Raw genomic sequence first — 19,705 nt, 5'->3', positions numbered from 1 at the left:
CGATGCTGGCATTGATCGCGGGAACAGGGGCTTTGCCCGCCGAGGTGGTTGCCCAACTGACTGAACGTCCTGTCATCTGTGCGATGGAAGGGTTTCCACCAGATGTTCTGGATACCGATGTCACCTTTCCACTCGAGCAGTTGGGGACTTTCATTGCAGATTTGAAAGCGCGTGGCGTAACGCAAATCTGTATGGCTGGCGCGGTCCAACGACCAGCGATTGATCCCAGCCGTATCGATGCTGCAACCATGCCTTTGGTGCCCATTTTGCAGCAGGCCATCATGTCTGGCGATGATGGAGCGTTGCGCGCCGTGATAGGGATCTTCGAGGAGGCGGGCCTCAAGGCCCGCGCCGCACATGAAATAGCCCCCAATCTGCTGCCTGAACTTGGGTCACTGACCGAGGCCCGGCCATCAGAGGCGGACCTAACCGATGCCGATCGCGCAGCAGGCATTGTGCGGGCCATGGGCGCTGCGGATATTGGGCAAGCCTGCGTTGTCTCGAAGGGACAGGCGCTCGCAGTTGAGGGGATTTTCGGCACAGCCTGGATGCTGCAATCTCTGACGCAACGACCGGATGCAGGCGGGGGTGTTCTGTTCAAGGCCCCAAAACCCGATCAAGACCGTCGTGCGGATTTGCCCGCGATAGGGCCGGATACTGTTTCGGACGCGGTCGCCGCCGGTTTAGCGGGGATTGTCATCGAAAAGGGTGGGGTGATGGTGCTGCGACGCCAACAGGTCATTGCCGAATGTGACCGGTTGGGTCTGTTCCTTTACGTGCGCGAGCGGACCATCTGATGCGTGTTTTCGTGGTCGCCGGTGAACCCTCGGGCGATCGCTTGGGCGGCGCTTTGATGGAGGGGCTGCGCACCCTTGAACCTAAGGTACAGTTTGACGGGGTTGGCGGCCCTTTGATGCAAGCGCAGGGTTTGGACAGCCGTTTTCCAATGTCGGAACTGTCGGTGATGGGGCTGGTCGAAGTGCTGCCCAAATTCTTCCATCTGAAACGCCGTATTGCCGAGACTGCGCAGGCGGTTCTGGATACAAAACCCGATGTTCTGATCACCATCGACAGCCCAGACTTTTCGCTACGGGTCGCCAAGTTGGTAAAAGCGCAAAGCAACATCCGCACGGTTCACTATGTGGCCCCCAGTGTTTGGGCGTGGCGTCCGGGGCGCGCGGACAAGATGGCCAAGGTGATCGACCACGTGTTGGCGCTGTTACCGTTCGAGCCGCCCTATATGAAGCGCGCGGGTATGGAGTGCGATTTCGTCGGGCACCCTGTCGCCAGCGAACCTGTTGCAACCAACGACGAGATCGCGGCGTTTCGCAACGCCTATGATTTAGCAAATTCGCCGCTGGTGCTTGCTTTACCCGGCTCCAGGCGCGGTGAGGTTGACCGGCTGGCTCCGGTCTTTGGTCAGGCTTTGGCCCTGTACTTGCAGGACCGCCCAGATACGCGCGTCGTGGTGCCGGCTGTGGCGCATATGGTTGATACTGTCCAAACCCATATCCAGAACTGGCCCGGCAACCCGGTCGTTGTCGACCCGCGTGACATACCTTCGGACAAGGCGGTCTCTCAGAAACGGGCTGCTTTCGCCGCTGCCGATCTGGCATTGGCCGCGTCGGGCACCGTATCGTTGGAACTGGCAGCACAGGCGACGCCTATGGTTATCGCCTACCGGCTCAGTTGGTTGACGCAGAAAATGGCCGAACGGATGGTGAAACTTGACACGGTTACGCTGGTCAACTTGGTGTCTGAAACCCGCACGGTGCCTGAGTGCCTGCTGGACGAGTGTCAGCCAGAGAAAATTGCGTCGGCATTGTCAGGCGTGGCCAATGCGCCGGAGGCGCAAAAACATGCGATGGATTTGACCATGGACCGGCTTGGGCGAGGCGGCGAGGCACCCGGCCTGCGCGCTGCCCGTGCCGTCTTAGAAAGAATGCGCTGAACCGATGCTAGAGCATCTGCTATTCGCAATTTCCGCGGCTTTGGTCACAGTGTCGACCAATCTGGACAATCTGGCGGTATTACTTGGTCTGATCGTGGTGGTCAGCGCCCGTCGCGCTGCGATGGGCTTTATCATCGCCCAACTCGGTATTCTGATCGTGTCGCTCGCCATTGCCAGCGGGCTGAGCCAAACTGGCATACTGTCGTGGATCGGCTATCTGGGCGTCATTCCCTTGGTTTTGGGCCTGCGCGGTCTCTGGCGGCAATTCACCCTACACGGCTCGACTGAGACGCAGGATTACAGCCACGTCTCGTCGATTATTGCCCTGTTCCTCAGCCTGTCCATCGACACATTGGCTGCAATGACCCCGTTACTTGCCGATTCAACCACGACGTTTCGACTTGCTGCCTTGATCGGAGCGGTTGTCGCCATTTTGGGGGTTTCCGCAATCGCCGTGATAGGGGCGCCGCATGCTCAAAGCCTTGCGCCACGTTTCGCACGGCTAGAGAGGATCACACCCTATGTCATGATCTTGGTCGGTCTCTATATTTTGCTTAACACGCCAACCGACGTGCTTTAGCAATCAGTACCCACGCCAGATCCAACCGCCGCCGAAAATACGGCTTCCTTCAGACGCATAAAACACACAGGCTTGCCCCGGCGAGACACCTTCTTCGGGGGTCAGCAACTCGACCTCGGCCGTCGTGTCCGAAAGCGGGCGGAGGATCGCTTCGCGCGGGGGACGGGTTGAGCGGACTTTGACCTTTAGGTGCCATTCGTCGCGCGAGGTAAAGGGCTCATCCCCCAGCCAGTTGATCTCGCGCACGGGGATGGTGCGGGTGGCCAGCATTTCTTTTGGACCAACGACGACCTGCTTTTTATCCACGTCCAGCTTGACCACATAAAGCGGCTCAGTCAGACCACCAATACCCAGACCGCGGCGCTGCCCGATCGTATAATGGATCACACCGTCATGCTGCGCCAACACGCGGCCATCGGCATGAACAATCTCGCCGGGTTCAGCCGCACCCGGGCGCAGCTTTTCGATGACGCTTGCGTAATTGCCGTTGGGCACAAAGCAGATGTCCTGACTGTCGGGCTTATCCGCTACTGCCAGCCCATATTGCGCAGCCATTTCACGTGTGGCGTCCTTGGACGGCAAGTGTCCCAAGGGAAAGCGAAGAAACGACAACTGTTCGGGTGTGGTCGAGAACAGGAAATAGGACTGATCGCGGTTCGCATCCTCGGCGCTGTGCAACTCGGGACCGTTGGGGCCCATCTTGCGCTGAATATAGTGACCGGTGGCCATGCAGTCGGCTTCAAGGTCCTTGGCGGTTTCCAGCAGGTCCTTAAACTTCACCCGCTCATTGCAACGGATGCAGGGCACCGGGGTGGCACCGGCCAAATAACTGTCGGCGAATTCGTCAATCACCGCGTCCTTGAAGATGTTCTCATAGTCCAGGACGTAGTGGGGAAAGCCACGTTCTTCCGCCACACGCCGCGCATCGTGGATGTCGATACCCGCACAGCAGGCGCCTTTCTTGGCCAAGGCCGCGCCATGGTCATAGAGCTGCAAGGTGACGCCGACCACGTCATAGCCCTGATCGGCCAGATGCGCTGCCACAACGGAACTGTCCACGCCACCTGACATAGCGACAACCACCCGCGTTTCCGAGGGCGGTTTGGCAAAGCCAAGCGAGTTCAGCGGGGTCTCGGTATCGAGGGCCATGACGATTCCAGTGCGGGTTAAGAAAGACCGGCAGAATATAGGAAAATTCTACACACTCTCAAGGGGCGGTTTCACCGCACATTAAGTAGGGTGGTGTCAGCTTTGTCGCAGCAGAAAAGGTTGGAAAGATGTATTTGCACAAAGTTGAAGGGCCACGCTCCGTAACCCTGCCGGATGGAACGGTTTTATCCAGATCGGACCTACCTCCGGAAACCACCACACGTTGGGTGGCGTCGCGAAAGGTGATTGTTGTACGTGGCGTCCTTTATGGGTTGATCACCTTGGCCGATGCCAAAAAACGCTATGGGCTTAGTGATGAAGAATTCAATTCGTGGGTTTCCGCGGTCGCAGAACACGGAACAGAAGCTTTGAAGGCGACCGCATTAAAAAAAAATCTACAACCTAAAGATGAAAGTGAATAAATGATTCAACGTTAACGTCAGATTAACCATTTTTGAGCAGGTTTGATTTGAATTGGTAAATTGAACCGAATTGGAGCAGTAAATGCGTATACTTCTTGTCGAGGATGATCCCACAACATCGAAGAGCATCGAGTTGATGCTGACCCACGCGAACCTGAATGTCTATGCGACGGATCTGGGCGAAGAGGGGATCGATCTGGCCAAGCTTTACGATTATGATCTGATTTTACTGGACCTGAACCTACCGGACATGAATGGCCATGAAGTCTTGCGGCAGTTGCGCATTGCGCGGGTGGAAACGCCTATTCTAATCCTCTCGGGTGCCGACGATACCGAAAGCAAAATCAAAGGCTTCGGATTTGGTGCTGACGACTATATGACCAAGCCATTCCATCGGGAAGAACTGGTGGCCCGTATCCACGCGATCATCCGGCGCTCAAAAGGGCATTCGCAATCCGTTATCCATACAGGACGTGTCGCCGTTAACCTGGATGCGAAAACGGTAGAGGTCGAGGGGCAAACCGTTCACCTGACAGGCAAAGAGTACCAAATGCTGGAGCTTCTGAGCCTTCGTAAAGGCACGACGTTAACCAAGGAGATGTTCCTGAACCATCTGTACGGCGGAATGGACGAGCCGGAACTTAAGATTATTGACGTCTTCATCTGCAAACTCCGCAAAAAGCTGAGCAATGCAACCGGCGGAGAAAATTACATCGAAACCGTCTGGGGCAGGGGTTATGTGCTTCGCGATCCGCAAAGCAACAGTATGGATGACCGCCGACTTGCCGTCGGGGCCTGACTTTTTCCAAAACAACAGCCGCTTTGGTCCGTGGCGGCCTGCTCACTCACTGAACAGCACATCTGGACCTGACCATGGCCTCGCCCTATCACTGAGGTCCAAGAAGACGTGACGGGGCGAGGCCATGAGCAATTCAATTCCGGTTTCAGAGCTGACAGAAGGTCAGGCGCAGGCAGAGCTTGCGCGGTTGGCAGAGCTGATTGCACAGGCAAACCAAAAATATCATGCAGAAGATGCACCGGATATTTCCGATGCGGAATACGACGCGCTCAAAGCAAAAAACTCTGCCATTGAGCAGAGGTTCCCACATCTAAAACGTTCCGACAGCCCGTCAGAGCAAGTCGGTGCGCGCCCGGCTGATGGATTCTCAAAGGTGACACATGCGGTTCGCATGATGTCCCTTGGAAATGCCTTCGAAGACGGGGATGTCGCTGATTTTACACGCTCGATTCGGAAATATCTCGGACTCGACGATGCTGTACCCGTGGCATTTACTGCCGAACCGAAGATCGACGGGTTGTCATTATCACTGCGCTACGAGAATGGGGAATTGGTTCAGGCGGCGACGCGTGGCGACGGCGAGGTTGGCGAAAATGTTACGGCCAATGCGCGTACTATTGCAGACATTCCGCATGTTCTGAAAAATGCACCAGAGATACTGGAGGTACGCGGCGAAGTTTACATGTCGCACGCTGATTTTGACGCTCTGAATGTGCGGCAGGCCGAGGCGGGGGACAAGACTTTTGCCAATCCTCGCAACGCGGCCGCCGGGTCTCTCAGGCAGTTGGATGCATCGATCACGCGCGCACGACCGTTGCGGTTTTTTGCTTATGCGTGGGGCGATCTGTCTCAACCTTTGGCGACGACGCAGATGGCGGCGATTGAGCAACTGGCCGCTTACGGTTTTTCAACAAACCGATTGACCGCGTTATGCGACACAACCCGGCAGATGCTGGACCACTATCGCGATATCGAGGCTCAGAGATCGACTTTAGGCTACGACATTGACGGAGTTGTATACAAGGTAAACGACCTCTCGCTGCAAGCGCGTCTTGGGTTCAGATCCACCACACCAAGATGGGCAATTGCGCATAAGTTTCCGGCGGAACTTGCTTGGACCCGGTTAGAGGCTATCGATATTCAGGTTGGACGCACAGGAGCGCTTAGCCCCGTTGCCCGGCTGCATCCGGTCACCGTGGGCGGCGTGGTCGTGTCCAATGCGACCTTGCACAATGAAGACTATATCGCTGGGCGTGATGCCAAAGGCGGGACAATTCGCGACGGCAAGGATATTCGCGTCGGAGATTGGGTTCAGGTCTATCGCGCTGGGGACGTCATTCCCAAAGTGGCTGACGTTGATATAGCTAAACGACCAGCCAGCGCGAAAAAATTCATCTTCCCGACACGATGCCCCGAGTGCGACAGTGATGCAGTGCGTGAGGAAGGGGATGCCGTCCGGCGCTGCACAGGTGGAATCGTTTGTCCCGCGCAGGCCGTTGAAAAATTGAAACATTTTGTATCTCGCAAGGCGTTCGATATCGAGGGGTTGGGCGCCAAGCAAATAGAAATGTTCTATGATGACCCGGATCTGCCGATCAAAACTCCGGTCGATATCTTTACATTGCAACTGCGGGATTCTGCGAACCTTAACAAGCTGGCAAACAGAAAGGGTTGGGGCGCACAAAGCGTCGGTAACCTGTGGGACGCAATTGATGAAAAGCGGCGCATTCCGTTTGGTCGCCTGCTATTTGCACTCGGCATCCGACATATGGGAGAGGCCGCCTCGAACCTTGTGGCGAACCATTATGGCGCTTGGGATGAGTTCGAAGTTGCAATCACGGCAGCCAGCAGCTTTGACGGGCCTGAGTGGGAAGACCTGTTGGCCATTGATGGCGTGGGTGAGGTCATGGCCAGGGCTCTGGTCTCGGCTTTCGCGCAAGTGGCAGAACGTGAAACGATTGATTCACTCGTTGCCCAGCTGGACGTTGAGGATGCAAAACGCCCCGATACAAGTGGCAGCCCCGTCGCCGGGAAAACTGTCGTTTTCACAGGGACGTTGGAAAAAATGACCCGAGCCGAGGCCAAGGCCCGGGCAGAGGCATTGGGCGCCAAAGTATCTGGGTCTGTCAGTAAAAAGACCGATATTCTTGTGGCGGGACTAGGAGCCGGATCGAAGGCAAAGAAAGCTGCCGAACTTGGCATTCAGACCCTTGATGAAGATGGCTGGTTGCAACTGATTGGTTCGGCATGAGTGGTCGTCCTGAACTTCTGTTTCCCTTATTTGCCCGTTTGGAAACCTTAGACGGCGTCGGCCCCAAAATTGCGCAAAATCTCACGCAATCTGGTGTCGAAACTCCGCGCGATGTTCTATTCGGGCTGCCTTATGCGGTTGTCGACCGGCGTAGAAGGAACACGATTCAGGGTGTCGATCTGCCAACTACACTGACGGTTGAGGTAACCGTTGGTGTGCACCGCCCATCGCGCAACAAGGGCGGTGCTTACCGCATCCATGTCGAGGATGCGCAAACGGAATTCCAGTTGGTCTTTTTCCATGCACGTGGCGATTACCTCAAGAAGGTGCTGCCAGAGGGCGCGCGCAGGATCATTTCGGGTAAGTTGGAGTTGTTTGACGGAATGGCTCAGATGGTCCATCCGGACCATATCCTGCCCATCGAAAGCGCTGGTGACATCCCCGAATTCGAACCGGTGTATCATTTGACGCAAGGCGTGACGCAAAAAGTCGCGTTCAAGGCGACCCGTAGTGCTTTGTCCCGCGCTCCCGCTTTGGACGAGTGGATCGACCCGGCTCAGGTGGGACAGCAGGAGTGGCCAAGTTGGATCGATGCAATAACAGCTGCGCATGGACCAAACGGGGCCGACGATGTGTCCGCGCATGCTCCCGCGCGGCAAAGGCTGGCTTATGATGAACTGTTTGCGCATCAGGTAACACTGGCACTGGCACGGCAACGCGAACGCAAGGCCCGCGGTATTGTGAGCATCGGCACAGGGCGATTACAATCCAAGGTTCTGCAAAACCTGCCATACACTCCGACTGGTGCGCAGATGCGGGCGATCGACGAAATCACTGCCGATATGGCCTCTGATGCGCGTATGAACAGACTGTTGCAAGGCGATGTCGGGGCCGGGAAGACACTGGTGGCGTTCATGGCGTTGTTGGTTGCCGTCGAAGCCGGTGGTCAGGGTGTCATGATGGCACCGACTGAAATCTTGGCGCGACAGCATCTGGAAGGCTTGCGCCCGCTGGCCGAACAGGCTGGTATCGTGCTTGAAATCCTGACCGGACGCGACAAAGGGACTGAGCGGCGCGCCAAGTTGGCGGCGCTGCAACAGGGGAACATTCATATCCTTGTTGGTACACATGCGGTGTTCCAAAGTGATGTAGAGTTCAACGCGCTGCGGTTGGCGATTGTGGATGAACAGCACAGGTTTGGGGTGCGTCAGCGAATGGAACTGTCTGAAAAAGGGCAGGGCGCGGATGTATTGGTCATGACGGCCACCCCGATCCCTCGCAGCCTTGCTTTGGCGCAATATGGCGACATGGACGTTTCGGTTCTTGACGAAAAACCACCGGGCCGAAAACCCATCAAAACCGCCATCGTCAGCACCGATCGAATGGAGGAAGTTGTCAGCCATCTGCGCCGTGCCATCGACGAAGGTCGTCAATGCTATTGGGTTTGTCCATTGGTAGACGAATCCGAGGTCTCAGACCTGACTGCGGCTGAAGAAAGGTTCAAGCGGATGCGCGCCATATTGGGTGAAGGCGTGGTCGGTCTGGTACATGGCCAGATGCCCGCTGCCGAAAAAGACGCCGCGATGAAAGCCTTTCAAGAGGGTCACACCAAAGTTCTTGTGGCGACGACTGTTATCGAAGTCGGGGTGAATGTCCCGAACGCCTCCATCATGGTAATCGAGCGCGCGGAAATTTTTGGACTCGCCCAGCTACATCAGTTGCGGGGTCGAGTCGGGCGAGGAGAGGCGGATTCGACTTGCTTGTTGATGTACCAAGCGCCGCTGAGCGATGGGGGACGCAAGCGGTTAGAGGTACTGCGCGAGACAGAAGATGGGTTTCGAATTTCCGAGACCGATCTGCAAATGCGCGGCGCCGGTGATCTGATCGGCACGGCGCAGTCTGGTCTACCCAAGTTCAGAATTGCCGATCTTGAGCGGCAAGCCGGGTTGATGGCGATCGCCCAAAGCGATGCCCGGAATTTACTGGGTAAGGATCCAAAACTTACGACTAAACGGGGCAAAGCCGTTCGCGTTCTATTGTGGTTAATGAAGCAGGATGAAGCGATCCGTTTAATTTCAGTAGGTTAACAATAAAGTTCGCAAATGTTCTCAAAAAGTTCTTTACCGACTCGGGGAAATATGAGAACAAAAGGTCAACAAAGGATTAAAACCCTGACCGGAGGTGACCCATGCTGACCCAGATCAAGACCGCGATAAGCCGCTCGCACACAACTTTACTGCAAGATGCGGTGGGTGCGGTGTCTTTGGTGGTCATGTTGATGGTCGCTCTTCACCTTCCTGCAGTGTTCTGACCCTTTCTGCCTGCGATCTCGTGCCGAATATCCCGCGCTGTCATCCCCATCTGAATCAAGGGTGACCTGCCTGTCCCAATTCCCTTGAAGGGCCATGCCTCGGCCCTGCGCGGACCTCCGGACCCCACATGAGACACGCACAGCCTGCCGCCGCCCTTTCCGCCCGGAAGGTGCGGCGGCTTTTTCATAGCTGACCGGTTTTCATGATTTCCAACATCGCCGACAGGACGGAATTCACCGCGACCGAAGCAAGTATCATGCCCATTACGCGGCTGATTATCGCTGCTCCGGAATGTCCGATCAGGCGAATTATAGGCTCGGCTAACAACATCAGCACAAACGCAACCGCGACAACTGAAAGCATAACTAGCGCAGTGATGCCCTGATCCGCGGCACTGTAGCGGTTATTGTCGGTTAGAATGACAATAGCCAACATCGCGCCAGGCGAGGCCAAAGATGGAACTGCCAGAGGAAATATCGCGGGATTGTGCTGATGTAACTTGTCCTGCTCGTCGTCCTCGGCCGCTTTCTGTTCAACGTCCTGCTTACTTTCGCCGAATATCATTGTGAGTGCGAATAGAAACAGGATGATCCCTCCAGCCACTTGGAAGGAATTAAGGCCGATATCCAGCGCCTCGATCAACAACTGGCCAAAGACAAGAAAGAACAGCAGAACACCGGCACTGATAACTGACGCCAGCAGCGCCATTTTGCGCCGAGCCGCGGCCTCGAGCCCGGCGGTGACTGCGATGAAGACGGGAATAGTACCGATGGGATCAATAACGACCCAAAGCGTCACAAAGTGTTCGAGCAGATTATTCAAATCGGTCGCCCCGCTGATTTCACAGGAAGTTAGACCGGATCACAAGAAAACGCTACGCTTAGGCGCAATTGGCTTGTTCGGCCTGTTCCATTGCCTCGGCGGTGGCATCCAGCGCCAGTAAGATCGAGGCATGTCGGTTCTTATAGTCTCGCGCGGGCATCAGAACCTCAAGGCCATCAAATGGCGCGTCTGGGGCAGGGCCGTTTTGCTTCAACATTGCCGACAACTGATCGCGCGCAGTTTCGACCTGCGCCCGTGTGGCTCCGATAACGCCAGCTCCGACGACAGCGGCCGAGGCTTGGCCCAAAGCACATGCTTTAACATCCTGCCCGAATTCGGAGACGCGCCCATTCTCTAGCTTGACGTCAACCGTTACCGTTGACCCGCACAAAGGCGACCGTTTTTTCACTGTGGCATCCGGGTTTTCCAACCGATCCAGATGCGGAATATCGGAAGCCAAAGCAAGAATGCGGCCGGAGTAGAGCTTGATCAGGTCATTTTCGCCGGACATGGCTTTCCCTCATTGACTGTTCCCCATACATAGTCAGCATCCATCGGGATGCAAAAGGTTTTTACCATGACAGGAACAGTCGCCTTCGACCCTTCCACCTTAAAATACAACGAGGCCGGTTTAATCCCCGCCATTGCCCAGGACGAAAACTCGGGCGAGGTGTTGATGATGGCCTGGATGAACATGCAGGCGGTTGAAAAAACGCTGTCCTCCGGGCGCGTAACTTATTGGTCTCGATCCCGGCAATCCTTCTGGATCAAGGGCGAAAGCTCAGGCCATGTGCAGGAGTTGGTTGATTTTCGCGTCGACTGTGATCGGGATTGCCTGCTGGTCGTCGTGCGACAAACGGGACCGGCCTGCCACACGAACAGGCGCAGCTGTTTTTACACTGCAGTTCGTGACGGTGACGAGGTCGAGCTGATGTCACCGATGGCGTAGGCCCACCATCTCACGAATGTCTTCCGGGCTGGCTCCATCAGCCCGGTATTTGGAAATAGCGCGGGCATCATCCCGCTTGGCCAGTCTTTTACCGATATCGTCACGGATCAGGCTGTGGTGGTGATAAGAGGGGCGCGGCAGCCCCAGAAGCATTTGTAGAAGAATATGGATTCGAGTTGCCTCGAACAGATCGCGCCCACGCACGACCCGCGTTACTCCCTGTTCGGCATCATCCAGAACCACCGATAGGTGATAAGACGTACCCATATCTCGGCGCGAGAGAACGACATCTCCAATCGTATTAACCAAATCTGCCCGGCTGAATGAAATTTGCCCGGTTTCACGGTTCAGTCCAAAGCCGGTTTCCAGGAAACTCATCTCGATTTCGGGGGGGACGACCCGACCGGCTTGTTCCATATCCAATCGCAGAGGAACGTTTCGAGGTATAGCACCCGTCCGAATGGCTGCGTTACGACAGGTTCCGGGATAGATAAGCCCGTCCGGCCCTAAGAGAGGAGCACCCTCCTGCGGTGCGCTGGCGGCTGCGGCGATATCCCTGCGGTTACATGTGCAAGGATACAGCAGGCCTTGCGACCAGAGGTCCTCAAGTGCTGCTTCATATACGTGCAGGCGTTCGCTCTGACGCAGAACCGGGCTTGGCCAGCTTAATCCAAGCCACTCAAGATCATCATAAATCTGATCTTCCCAATGCGTTCTAGAGCGGGATCGGTCGATATCTTCGATCCGCAACAGGAATACGCCTTGCTGATCCGTAGCCATATCGCTGGCCAGCAGTGCCGAATAGGCATGCCCAAGATGTAATGGGCCGGTCGGAGAAGGTGCAAACCTGGTTGTGAATGTCACGCTTTTTCAACAATGTAGACGTCGGATTTAAGGTCCATTCCAGGAAGGTGCGGACCATATTCGCGCAATAGCAGCCGAGCGGCCCCCATATCAAGCCAATCGTTCAGACGGCAGGTATAGGTGTGATCCTCAAGCGTATGATCATTAAAGGAGAATGCGAGTAGACCGCCTGTGGGCAAAGCATTCATCAGCATATCAAACGTCTCGGGCGGCGCGGCGCCTACACTTATTACACCGATTGCCGCGATGGCTTTGTAGCCTCCGACTTTCAACGGGTTTGGATCCGCGATATCAAAAGTGCTTAGGGTTCGGTAAACGCCTTTGGCCTTTGCGCCTTCTAGCATTTTCGGCGTTGGGTCGATGCCGTCAATCACCTGAAATCCGACAGCGTTCAGGGCCTCGCCAGACAGGCCAGTTCCACATCCATAATCCAGAATTGGCGTCTGAGGTTCGGGAAGCTTGGACCAGAGCGCCTCGGCCACGCGGCCGGGGGTTGCATACCCGTGCGCCTCGACTTCTGAATCATAGGATGAGGCCCATTTCTGATAGTGATCGCGCGTGGCCTCGGGCGTGTCGAGGCCATAGACGTCCTTTAGATAATCATCGCTCATATCACCATGTTAGGCTTGTTCAGCGTCACACGTCCAGTCAGCATTGGGTGAGCCAGTCAGTCCAAGCCGCCTTGGCGCGATCCGTATAAGCCTTGTAGCGATCTTTGCGCCCCCGACGTCCGCCCTTAAGACCGTCGACAGGACGGAACAGGCCGAAGTTCACGTTCATAGGCTGAAACGTCTTGGCCTCGGCCCCACCTGTGATGTGGTGGATCAAGGCCCCCATGGCGCTGTCCTGCGGAACGTCCGGAAGGGTGCGACCCAGCATCTCGGCTGCGGCGAGCCTTCCTGCCAACAACCCCATGGCTGCACTTTCGACATAACCTTCGACACCGGTGATCTGCCCCGCAAACCGGATATTGGGACGTGATTTCAAACACATCTGCTCATCCAAAAGGGTTGGGGAGTTGATGAACGTGTTGCGATGAATGCCGCCCAGACGGGCAAAACTGGCATTCTCAAGCCCGGGGATCATCCGAAAGACGTCCGTTTGCGCGCCGTATTTCATCTTGGTCTGGAAGCCGACGATGTTAAACAACGTCCCCAGCGCATTGTCCCGACGCAATTGTACAACCGCATGCGGCTTGACCTCGGGCTGATGCGGGTTGGTGAGACCGACCGGCTTCATCGGGCCATGGCGCAGCGTTTCCCGGCCACGCTCAGACATGACTTCGATCGGCAGACATCCATCGAAATAGCCCGCCGTTTCGCCCTCGTGGAATTCGGTCTTATCGGCAGCCAGCAGAGCGTCGATGAATGCCTCGTACTGGTCTCGGTCCATGGGGCAATTGAGATATGCGGTCCGCTCTTCCTCGGTCTCGCCCTTGTCATATCGTGACTGCATCCAGGCTTTGCTCATGTCGATACTGTCTGCGTAGACGATAGGCGCAATTGCATCGAAAAACGCCAGTGACTCGGCCCCTGTCTCAGAACGGATCGACTCGCCAAGCGCGGCCGAGGTCAGTGGACCGGTTGCAATGATCCAGTGGCCGTCATCGGGCAGGGCAGTAACTTCTTCTCCGGTCACTTCGACACGTGGATGGGCGTGCAGCTTGTCTGTGACAGACTCGGCAAAAGGGTCGCGGTCCACGGCCAACGCTCCGCCCGCAGGCAAGCGATGAGTGTCTGCGGTTGTCATGATCAATCCGTTGGCTGCCCGCATTTCCCAATGCAACAGACCCACAGCGTTCTGCTCATCATCGTCGGACCGGAACGAGTTCGAACACACCATTTCGGCCAGATTTCCAGTCTGATGCGCAAAGGTGCCCACTTTGGGTCGCATTTCATGGATCACCACGTCAACGCCCATTTCCGCAGCCTGCCAGGCCGCCTCGGACCCGGCCATGCCGCCGCCCACGATATGCAATTTCTGTGTCATGCGCTGCCACATAGGGCACAGCACAAAGCAACGCAAACCCTCATGGGGCGGAGCTCTTACATTTTCTGGGAAATTTTGGGGTCGCCGCTGCGGGAATGTCAACGCTGGTGAGAGAGACCAGCTCGGAGGGACCTTCCGCCTACGGCGACCCAAAATACGTAATTCGGCCTTAGCCTTGTCTCAGCATTGCCACAGTGTTGCCCTTTTGAAAAGTCCAAAAATGCGAACAGTGTATAAAATACTTAAGAACATTTGCGTTATTGCTGCCAATTTGGCGGTCTTTTTTCGATAAATGCTGATATTCCTTCCTCGGTATCCCGATGCAGCATATTCTGCGCCATTACCTCACCGGCATAGTCATAGGCTTTTTCGATTGGCATATCGAGTTGCTGGTAAAAAGCTTGTTTGCCGATCTTGACCGCCGACCCAAGCTTGTCTGCCAACTTTTCCGCCAGTGCCTGACTTTCGTGTTCAAGCAGCATTTCAGGGACGACGCGGTTGACCAGCCCAAGCTCTGTTGCGCGCTCAGCGGATATGAAATCGCCTGTCGTCAGCATTTCAAACGCCTGCTTTCGCGGAATATTGCGACTGAGCGCCACCATCGGCGTTGAGCAGAACAACCCGATATTTACCCCATTTACGCCAAACCTTGTACCTTCGGCGGCGACGGCAAGATCGCAGGTGGCCACTAATTGGCACCCGGCCGCGGTCGCAATACCATGAACCTGCGCAATGACGGGTTGGGGTAGGGACAGGATCGACAACATCATTCGCGCGCATCTGGCAAAAAGATCCTGGAAATACGCTTTGCCTCCGTCTTCGCTCTGACGACCGTCAGTCATTTGTTTTAGGTCATGCCCTGCGCAGAACGCTTTGCCTTCGCCCGACAGGATCACAGCGCGGATCGTCTGGTCTTCGCGCAACGTGTCGAACTCAACCTGCAAGGCGGTCAGCATTTCGTCGCTCAGGGCATTAAGCCGCTCTGGTGCGTTCATTTTCAACCTTGCAACCGCACCCGTGTCGCGACGTTCCAGAATTCCCATCTTGCCCTCCGATCTGATGTGGGGCCAACTCTAGGTCGGCAAATCGAGGAGGGGAAGTATGTCATTGGTTCTGAACCGGGAAGAGTTAAGCGACTACATGCATCAGATCTTTCCGCAAGTTCATCGCGATTTCGTAGTCGAAGATCTGACCGAAGACAAAATCACCATGCGGCTGGTTGTTGAAGACCGTCATTTGCGGCCGGGGGGAACTGTGTCGGGTCCGTCGATGTTCGGTCTGGCGGATGTCTGCGTTTACGCGATTATTCTTGCACGCAAAGGCCGACAGTCTCTGGCTGTTACGACAGGTTGCTCGATGGATTTTATGCGCAAACCAGATGGAGCGCGGGACATGATCGCACATTGCACCTTGCTGAAACTTGGAAAAACTTTGGCCGTTGGTGATGTGCTGATGTTTTCAGAGGGCTCAGATAAACCTGTGGCCCGTGCGACAATGACTTATTCTCTGCCCCCAGAAGGCTCGGCTGCAGCAGCATTCGGATAAAAAATGGCCGGGTCAAGCCCGGCCAAGGAAGAGGTCCCAAATGGGACTGGGGATTTGTTACCCGTGCCAGAACGGGCGATTGATTTCGCGGTCGGCCTGATAGCGGGTCAACCCGACATCACGCAGCAACCGATCATCCAGCTTTGACAAATTTACCCTGCTGCGGCGCTGTCGCTCCCACTTGGTGACAGTCGCCGCAAACTGCACGGCCAGCGATGCGATCAGCGGCAGCCGAGGGCTGTCGTTCAGCAACAAAAGGGCGGGGGTGTGCATTGCGCGTGTCATCTTGGGTATCCTTTCAAATTGTATTGACACAAACGTAATATGTTCGGTATGTGTGATTGATACATTCCACATTGTGTTAAAATCAAAGGAAGAATTGTAATGGATACAATTTGGCCGGAATCACTGCCGAAATCCAAGGGCCCCAAGTATACTCTGGTGGTCGATACAATTCGAAAAGCTATTGATAACAATTTACTGGAAGTCGGAGCCAAGTTGCCTCCGGTAAGGGAGCTGGCGTATCGGTTACAAATCACACCGGGCACTGTGGCGCGCGCCTATACTATTCTGACCGATGAGGGGTTGCTGCATGCCGAGGTGGGGCGTGGTACATTTGTTGCCCCTCCAAAATCGCCGATACTGGACGACGTTTGGGCACGGCAACTGCATTTGCGCGAGGACAAGTATAGCGCAAATGTCAGCCTGTTCAGCCCACGCTTAGCCGATGTGGGGCAAGTGGCCCTGATCCGCGAGTGCTTGCAAAAAGTTTCGCATGCGGATCCGGGATTGTTTCTGAACTATCCCACCCGAGATGCTTACAAACCCATGCGTCAGGCGGTGGTCGAGTGGTTGTCAGATCTGCCCTTGGGCGCATTGTCCCATGATGACATTGTACTTACGCACGGGGGGCAGAACGGCCTTTGCCTTGTCTTCCAAACCATCCTGCGAGGACCCAAGCCCATCGTTTTGGTGGAAGACTTGTCTTACGCGGGATTCCGCAGAGCCGGGGAACTCATGCGCTCTGAAGTGGTCGGCGTAAAGATGGACAAGTGGGGAATCGACCCCAGCGCAATGGAGCACGTTCTGCGCCAGAACCCTGCCCAGGCTGTTTGCGTGTCTCCTGAAGTGCAAAATCCCACCGGCGCGCATACGCCACTTGAGCGAAGGAAAGAGGTTGTCGAAGTCGCGCGACGCTTTGATCTACAAATCATCGAGGATGATTGCTACCGAATGGGCGAAGCGCGTGAACCCAGCTATCGCGCTCTTGCACCAGAGCGGGGGTGGCACGTGTCCTCCATCTCCAAGACGCTGACGCCCGCGCTGCGTGTTGGTTTCGCTATTGCGCCGCGCGAACGAAGTGTAGATCTGCGTCGGTCGGCTGAATACGGTTATTTCGGTCTTGCGCAGCCGCTTGCCGAGTTAACTCGGTTAATGTTGTCCGACCCCCGCACGCGGCGCATTGCACGCGATGTTCGACTGAAAATGGGTGAATATGTTCGCGTGACTGTGAATGCTTTGGGAGGGTTTGACCTGAATTGGGCACCGGACGTGCCTTTTGTCTGGCTAAACCTGCCCTCCGGTTGGCGCGCCGCAGCGTTCAGTCGTGCGGCGGAGCGGGAAGGCATCCAACTGCGTTCGGCTGATGAATTTGCTTTACGGGATGGTCGTGCGCCGAACGCAGTGCGTATTGCAATGAACGGCCATGTCTCATTGGAAAGGTTCGAGGACGCAATGCAACGCCTGCGCAACCTACTAGACAATCCGCCCGAGCAAATCAGCGTTTAGATTGGGGTAAAATAATACCTATTTTATAAGTCTCTGTTATTGCTTGATTTAAAAGACATTGCTGTTGTTGACCTGCGCCACACTCCCCTCTACATACGCTCCATCGAATTCGGACCGCTCTGACTTGGGGCGGTCTTTCACATCAAACAGGACTATCCTGCCATGAAAACCTTTTCTGCAACACCTGCAGACATCGACAAGAAATGGATCCTGATCGACGCTGAGGGCGTTGTTCTGGGCCGTCTTGCCTCGATCGTCGCCATGCGCCTGCGTGGCAAGCACAAAGCGTCGTTCACCCCGAACATGGACATGGGCGACAATGTCATCGTGATCAACGCTGACAAAATCCAGATGACCGGCAAGAAGCGCGAAGAGAACTTCTACTGGCACACTGGCCACCCGGGCGGCATCAAGTCGCGCACCAAACAGCAAATCCTGGAAGGTGCACACCCCGAGCGCGTCGTGACCCAGGCGGTCAAGCGTATGCTGCCGGGCAACCGTCTGGCACGCCAGCAGATGACCAACCTGCGCGTTTACGCCGGTGCCGAGCATCCCCATGAGGCGCAAGCGCCCGAAGTTCTGGACGTGAAGTCCATGAACAAGAAAAACACCCGGAGCTAATGACCGATGGCTGATCAGATCAATACTCTCGAAGAGCTGAGCGCCGTCGCAGGCGTTGAAACCGTAGCCGAAGAAGTCATCGTGCGTGAACCCGTGCGTGACGAGCTGGGCCGCTCCTACGCCACCGGCAAGCGTAAAGACGCTGTTGCCCGCGTTTGGATCAAGCCGGGTTCCGGTAAGGTCACCGTGAACGGCAAAGACCAGGACAAGTACTTCGCGCGTCCCGTTCTGCAGCTGATCCTGCGCCAGCCGTTCCAGGTTGCCGGTGTAGAAGGTGAGTTCGACGTTGTTGCAACCGTCAAAGGCGGTGGCCTGACCGGTCAGGCCGGTGCGGTCAAGCACGGCATCTCGAAGGCACTGCAGCTGTACGATCCCAGCCTGCGTGGCGCTCTGAAAGCCGCTGGCTTCCTGACCCGCGACAGCCGCGTTGTGGAACGTAAGAAATACGGTAAGCGCAAAGCGCGTCGTTCGTTCCAGTTCTCGAAGCGTTAATCGTTTCGAACTCCGAATTCCGAACGGTCGCAAGAAATTGCGGCCGTTTTTTTGTCGAAACCTTTTGCGAGGTGTGGCCGGTTTTCGATGTGCAGATGACAGCACCCCCGCGCTGAATCATCGGCAAGTAACTTGTTTGTAGCGTCGAAAAAGGCGCAACGGGGCCGATTTTACGTCAACCAGAACAATTCAGGCCAAACACTTGGTCGGTATCTCGGTTGGATGACCCGGCAAAGACAAAGGCGCGAAAGAATCGCGCCTGCCAGCTAGAGAAGACATGGTCTTTAGCAGGTATCAACCGCCCCAGGACCTGACCTCGCCGCAATCCATATGAACAAAGTTCGAACGGTAGTATTTACCGACACCGCCCGCACGGCATGAAATCGCAGCCTTCGCCATCTGCGAAACCGACCGAGAAGCAAGACGCAAATCTGCAGCCTGGCCTTTCATGTGAAGGGAGTTCTTTGCCACGCGACGCGAGCGAGACCGCAGCATAGCATTTGTCTGTGGCGACCGGTATCCCGACAGCAGCATATAAGGTTCGTTTGCGTCCAGCAGATTATGCGAAGCGGCCATGATGTCGATAGTGCGCAGGTCCATGTCTTTGACTTGGTCCGTCCGCCAGTCACGCATGAAGTGGTTCACTTCTTTGACAGCGTCCTTGATGTACTTGCCATCAACCCAATATATCATATCGATCCGCTCGCCTGTGCGACCGGAATACATACGGATACGACGAATATCGCCGCCACCGCGGAGGAAACCTGCTGCGTTTGAATATGTCGGTGCTGCAACCACTGCTGTTGCCGCAAATGCGCCCAATAGGGCCCGCCGGGTCATGCCCGAGGAACTGCTCGTAGTCATTTTATGTTTCGTCCCGTACTGTTCCTGCCTGCACACGATGTTACGCGCGCGTTCTTAATTTTTTCCCATCCCAGGTGGCGAATTTATGGCACAGTCGCGGAAGAGCGCCAAGAAGTCTTTCATATTCATCTTTTCAAGGGGGAATTTTCGGCAGTTTTTTGCGCAGATGACGCTTTTCTGTTTAAACTTAGGGCAGGTTACTTCGGTTTTTGGGTGTCCGATGCAAACGCGCATCACGCGGATAAAGAAGCGTCAAATTGAGGTATTTGTGAATGGACATAAGGTTATGAGGAAAACCATATTGTCT

At 55.6% G+C, this 19,705-nt stretch carries 22 protein-coding genes; 13 read left to right on the top strand and 9 right to left on the bottom strand.

The features are described 5' to 3' along the window. Window positions 1-2: 2 nt before the first annotated feature. From AC2FNR_RS12190 to AC2FNR_RS12180, 3 genes are read left to right on the top strand one after another with little or no spacing between them, the layout of a single operon-like run. Window positions 3-797, top strand: coding sequence for an LpxI family protein (locus tag AC2FNR_RS12190; RefSeq protein WP_496849213.1), 795 nt, complete (start codon window positions 3-5; stop codon window positions 795-797). Then, window positions 797-1,951, top strand: coding sequence for a lipid-A-disaccharide synthase (gene lpxB / locus AC2FNR_RS12185; protein ID WP_496849212.1), 1,155 nt, complete (start codon window positions 797-799; stop codon window positions 1,949-1,951). The genes AC2FNR_RS12190 and lpxB overlap by 1 nt, the downstream gene beginning before the upstream one ends. A gap of 4 nt (window positions 1,952-1,955) precedes the next feature. Further along, entirely contained in the window at window positions 1,956-2,531 is a 576-nt protein-coding gene (locus AC2FNR_RS12180) for a hypothetical protein (RefSeq protein ID WP_170354131.1), read from the top strand. A gap of 3 nt (window positions 2,532-2,534) precedes the next feature. Here AC2FNR_RS12180 and mnmA read toward each other — a convergent pair whose 3' ends face one another. Beyond that, a complete protein-coding gene (gene mnmA, locus AC2FNR_RS12175; RefSeq protein WP_170751143.1) occupies window positions 2,535-3,680 on the bottom strand; it encodes a tRNA 2-thiouridine(34) synthase MnmA in 1,146 nt (381 codons plus the stop codon). Window positions 3,681-3,808: 128 nt separating this feature from the next. On the opposite strand from mnmA, the gene sciP reads away from it, so the two are divergent. The 5 genes from sciP (at window position 3,809) to AC2FNR_RS12150 (ending at window position 9,463) form a co-directional block, all read left to right on the top strand. Further along, window positions 3,809-4,102 (top strand): CtrA inhibitor SciP, encoded by a 294-nt coding sequence (gene sciP / locus AC2FNR_RS12170; RefSeq protein ID WP_496849211.1) that lies wholly within the window; start codon window positions 3,809-3,811, stop codon window positions 4,100-4,102. Window positions 4,103-4,184: 82 nt separating this feature from the next. After that, window positions 4,185-4,901, top strand: coding sequence for a response regulator transcription factor CtrA (gene ctrA, locus AC2FNR_RS12165; RefSeq protein WP_170354134.1), 717 nt, complete (start codon window positions 4,185-4,187; stop codon window positions 4,899-4,901). 124 nt (window positions 4,902-5,025) lie between these two features. Continuing rightward, on the top strand, window positions 5,026-7,152 hold the full coding sequence (gene ligA / locus AC2FNR_RS12160) for an NAD-dependent DNA ligase LigA (RefSeq protein WP_496849210.1): 2,127 nt from the start codon (window positions 5,026-5,028) through the stop codon (window positions 7,150-7,152). Continuing rightward, complete coding sequence (recG, locus tag AC2FNR_RS12155) at window positions 7,149-9,239, top strand: ATP-dependent DNA helicase RecG (RefSeq protein ID WP_496849209.1); 2,091 nt, start codon at window positions 7,149-7,151, stop codon at window positions 9,237-9,239. Before ligA ends, recG begins: the two co-directional genes overlap by 4 nt. A gap of 101 nt (window positions 9,240-9,340) precedes the next feature. Next, entirely contained in the window at window positions 9,341-9,463 is a 123-nt protein-coding gene (locus AC2FNR_RS12150) for a hypothetical protein (protein ID WP_280635687.1), read from the top strand. 184 nt (window positions 9,464-9,647) lie between these two features. Here the strand turns inward: AC2FNR_RS12150 and AC2FNR_RS12145 are convergent, their stop codons facing one another. Beyond that, window positions 9,648-10,286: a MarC family protein gene (locus AC2FNR_RS12145; RefSeq protein ID WP_170751151.1), complete on the bottom strand. Its 639-nt coding sequence runs from the start codon at window positions 10,284-10,286 to the stop codon at window positions 9,648-9,650. A 58-nt stretch (window positions 10,287-10,344) separates the two neighbouring features. Next, the gene (locus AC2FNR_RS12140; protein WP_209197053.1) at window positions 10,345-10,797 is read right to left on the bottom strand and encodes an iron-sulfur cluster assembly scaffold protein; all 453 of its coding nucleotides are present in this window, start codon (window positions 10,795-10,797) and stop codon (window positions 10,345-10,347) included. A gap of 48 nt (window positions 10,798-10,845) precedes the next feature. Here AC2FNR_RS12140 and hisI point away from each other — a divergent pair, with 48 nt between their 5' ends. Further along, window positions 10,846-11,235: a phosphoribosyl-AMP cyclohydrolase gene (gene hisI, locus AC2FNR_RS12135; RefSeq protein WP_496849208.1), complete on the top strand. Its 390-nt coding sequence runs from the start codon at window positions 10,846-10,848 to the stop codon at window positions 11,233-11,235. Here hisI and gluQRS read toward each other — a convergent pair. The 4 genes from gluQRS to AC2FNR_RS12115 form a co-directional block, all read right to left on the bottom strand. After that, window positions 11,221-12,099: a tRNA glutamyl-Q(34) synthetase GluQRS gene (gene gluQRS / locus AC2FNR_RS12130; protein WP_496849207.1), complete on the bottom strand. Its 879-nt coding sequence runs from the start codon at window positions 12,097-12,099 to the stop codon at window positions 11,221-11,223. The two genes, hisI and gluQRS, sit on opposite strands and share 15 nt — an antisense overlap. Then, window positions 12,096-12,710: a class I SAM-dependent DNA methyltransferase gene (locus AC2FNR_RS12125; RefSeq protein ID WP_353389689.1), complete on the bottom strand. Its 615-nt coding sequence runs from the start codon at window positions 12,708-12,710 to the stop codon at window positions 12,096-12,098. The genes gluQRS and AC2FNR_RS12125 overlap by 4 nt, the downstream gene beginning before the upstream one ends. 37 nt (window positions 12,711-12,747) lie before the next feature. Next, window positions 12,748-14,088, bottom strand: a complete 1,341-nt coding sequence (gene trmFO / locus AC2FNR_RS12120; RefSeq protein ID WP_496849206.1) for a methylenetetrahydrofolate--tRNA-(uracil(54)-C(5))-methyltransferase (FADH(2)-oxidizing) TrmFO — start codon at window positions 14,086-14,088, stop codon at window positions 12,748-12,750. Window positions 14,089-14,345: 257 nt separating this feature from the next. Further along, the gene (locus AC2FNR_RS12115) at window positions 14,346-15,131 is read right to left on the bottom strand and encodes an enoyl-CoA hydratase (protein WP_496849205.1); all 786 of its coding nucleotides are present in this window, start codon (window positions 15,129-15,131) and stop codon (window positions 14,346-14,348) included. Window positions 15,132-15,189: 58 nt separating this feature from the next. Between AC2FNR_RS12115 and AC2FNR_RS12110 the strand changes: the two genes are divergently transcribed. Continuing rightward, window positions 15,190-15,633, top strand: coding sequence for a PaaI family thioesterase (locus AC2FNR_RS12110; protein ID WP_170354144.1), 444 nt, complete (start codon window positions 15,190-15,192; stop codon window positions 15,631-15,633). A 57-nt stretch (window positions 15,634-15,690) separates the two neighbouring features. Here the strand turns inward: AC2FNR_RS12110 and AC2FNR_RS12105 are convergent, their stop codons facing one another. Next, window positions 15,691-15,918: a DUF1127 domain-containing protein gene (locus tag AC2FNR_RS12105; RefSeq protein ID WP_496849204.1), complete on the bottom strand. Its 228-nt coding sequence runs from the start codon at window positions 15,916-15,918 to the stop codon at window positions 15,691-15,693. 99 nt (window positions 15,919-16,017) lie between these two features. Between AC2FNR_RS12105 and AC2FNR_RS12100 the strand changes: the two genes are divergently transcribed. The 3 genes from AC2FNR_RS12100 to rpsI all read left to right on the top strand — a co-directional run bounded on the left by AC2FNR_RS12100 (window position 16,018) and on the right by rpsI (window position 18,534). Next, on the top strand, window positions 16,018-17,421 hold the full coding sequence (locus AC2FNR_RS12100) for an aminotransferase-like domain-containing protein (RefSeq protein ID WP_496849203.1): 1,404 nt from the start codon (window positions 16,018-16,020) through the stop codon (window positions 17,419-17,421). Window positions 17,422-17,583: 162 nt separating this feature from the next. Then, entirely contained in the window at window positions 17,584-18,042 is a 459-nt protein-coding gene (gene rplM, locus AC2FNR_RS12095) for a 50S ribosomal protein L13 (RefSeq protein WP_039536983.1), read from the top strand. A gap of 6 nt (window positions 18,043-18,048) precedes the next feature. Further along, complete coding sequence (gene rpsI / locus AC2FNR_RS12090) at window positions 18,049-18,534, top strand: 30S ribosomal protein S9 (protein WP_039535473.1); 486 nt, start codon at window positions 18,049-18,051, stop codon at window positions 18,532-18,534. A gap of 294 nt (window positions 18,535-18,828) precedes the next feature. Here the strand turns inward: rpsI and mepK are convergent, their stop codons facing one another. Next, entirely contained in the window at window positions 18,829-19,398 is a 570-nt protein-coding gene (gene mepK, locus AC2FNR_RS12085) for a peptidoglycan L,D-endopeptidase MepK (RefSeq protein ID WP_170354148.1), read from the bottom strand. Between the last annotated feature and the right edge of the window lie 307 nt (window positions 19,399-19,705).

This window comes from Ruegeria sp. SATB045 (assembly GCF_059613525.1).
The sequence above is the reverse complement of the archived record's forward strand: the minus strand, read 5'-3'. Positions and strand labels throughout refer to the sequence as shown.

Excerpts from the sequence above, each read along its gene's own strand:
- sciP (WP_496849211.1), top strand. The coding sequence starts at position 3,809 with ATGTATTTGCACAAAGTTGAAGGGCCACGCTCCGTAACCCTGCCGGAT.
- mepK (WP_170354148.1), bottom strand. The coding sequence starts at position 19,398 with ATGACTACGAGCAGTTCCTCGGGCATGACCCGGCGGGCCCTATTGGGC.
- AC2FNR_RS12150 (WP_280635687.1), top strand. The coding sequence starts at position 9,341 with ATGCTGACCCAGATCAAGACCGCGATAAGCCGCTCGCACACAACTTTA.
- AC2FNR_RS12105 (WP_496849204.1), bottom strand. The coding sequence starts at position 15,918 with ATGACACGCGCAATGCACACCCCCGCCCTTTTGTTGCTGAACGACAGC.
- mnmA (WP_170751143.1), bottom strand. The coding sequence starts at position 3,680 with ATGGCCCTCGATACCGAGACCCCGCTGAACTCGCTTGGCTTTGCCAAA.
- ctrA (WP_170354134.1), top strand. The coding sequence starts at position 4,185 with ATGCGTATACTTCTTGTCGAGGATGATCCCACAACATCGAAGAGCATC.
- AC2FNR_RS12115 (WP_496849205.1), bottom strand. The coding sequence starts at position 15,131 with ATGGGAATTCTGGAACGTCGCGACACGGGTGCGGTTGCAAGGTTGAAA.
- hisI (WP_496849208.1), top strand. The coding sequence starts at position 10,846 with ATGCAAAAGGTTTTTACCATGACAGGAACAGTCGCCTTCGACCCTTCC.
- AC2FNR_RS12110 (WP_170354144.1), top strand. The coding sequence starts at position 15,190 with ATGTCATTGGTTCTGAACCGGGAAGAGTTAAGCGACTACATGCATCAG.
- AC2FNR_RS12100 (WP_496849203.1), top strand. The coding sequence starts at position 16,018 with ATGGATACAATTTGGCCGGAATCACTGCCGAAATCCAAGGGCCCCAAG.
- rpsI (WP_039535473.1), top strand. The coding sequence starts at position 18,049 with ATGGCTGATCAGATCAATACTCTCGAAGAGCTGAGCGCCGTCGCAGGC.
- AC2FNR_RS12180 (WP_170354131.1), top strand. The coding sequence starts at position 1,956 with ATGCTAGAGCATCTGCTATTCGCAATTTCCGCGGCTTTGGTCACAGTG.
- trmFO (WP_496849206.1), bottom strand. The coding sequence starts at position 14,088 with ATGACACAGAAATTGCATATCGTGGGCGGCGGCATGGCCGGGTCCGAG.
- AC2FNR_RS12140 (WP_209197053.1), bottom strand. The coding sequence starts at position 10,797 with ATGTCCGGCGAAAATGACCTGATCAAGCTCTACTCCGGCCGCATTCTT.
- lpxB (WP_496849212.1), top strand. The coding sequence starts at position 797 with ATGCGTGTTTTCGTGGTCGCCGGTGAACCCTCGGGCGATCGCTTGGGC.
- recG (WP_496849209.1), top strand. The coding sequence starts at position 7,149 with ATGAGTGGTCGTCCTGAACTTCTGTTTCCCTTATTTGCCCGTTTGGAA.
- AC2FNR_RS12125 (WP_353389689.1), bottom strand. The coding sequence starts at position 12,710 with ATGAGCGATGATTATCTAAAGGACGTCTATGGCCTCGACACGCCCGAG.
- AC2FNR_RS12190 (WP_496849213.1), top strand. The coding sequence starts at position 3 with ATGCTGGCATTGATCGCGGGAACAGGGGCTTTGCCCGCCGAGGTGGTT.
- rplM (WP_039536983.1), top strand. The coding sequence starts at position 17,584 with ATGAAAACCTTTTCTGCAACACCTGCAGACATCGACAAGAAATGGATC.
- ligA (WP_496849210.1), top strand. The coding sequence starts at position 5,026 with ATGAGCAATTCAATTCCGGTTTCAGAGCTGACAGAAGGTCAGGCGCAG.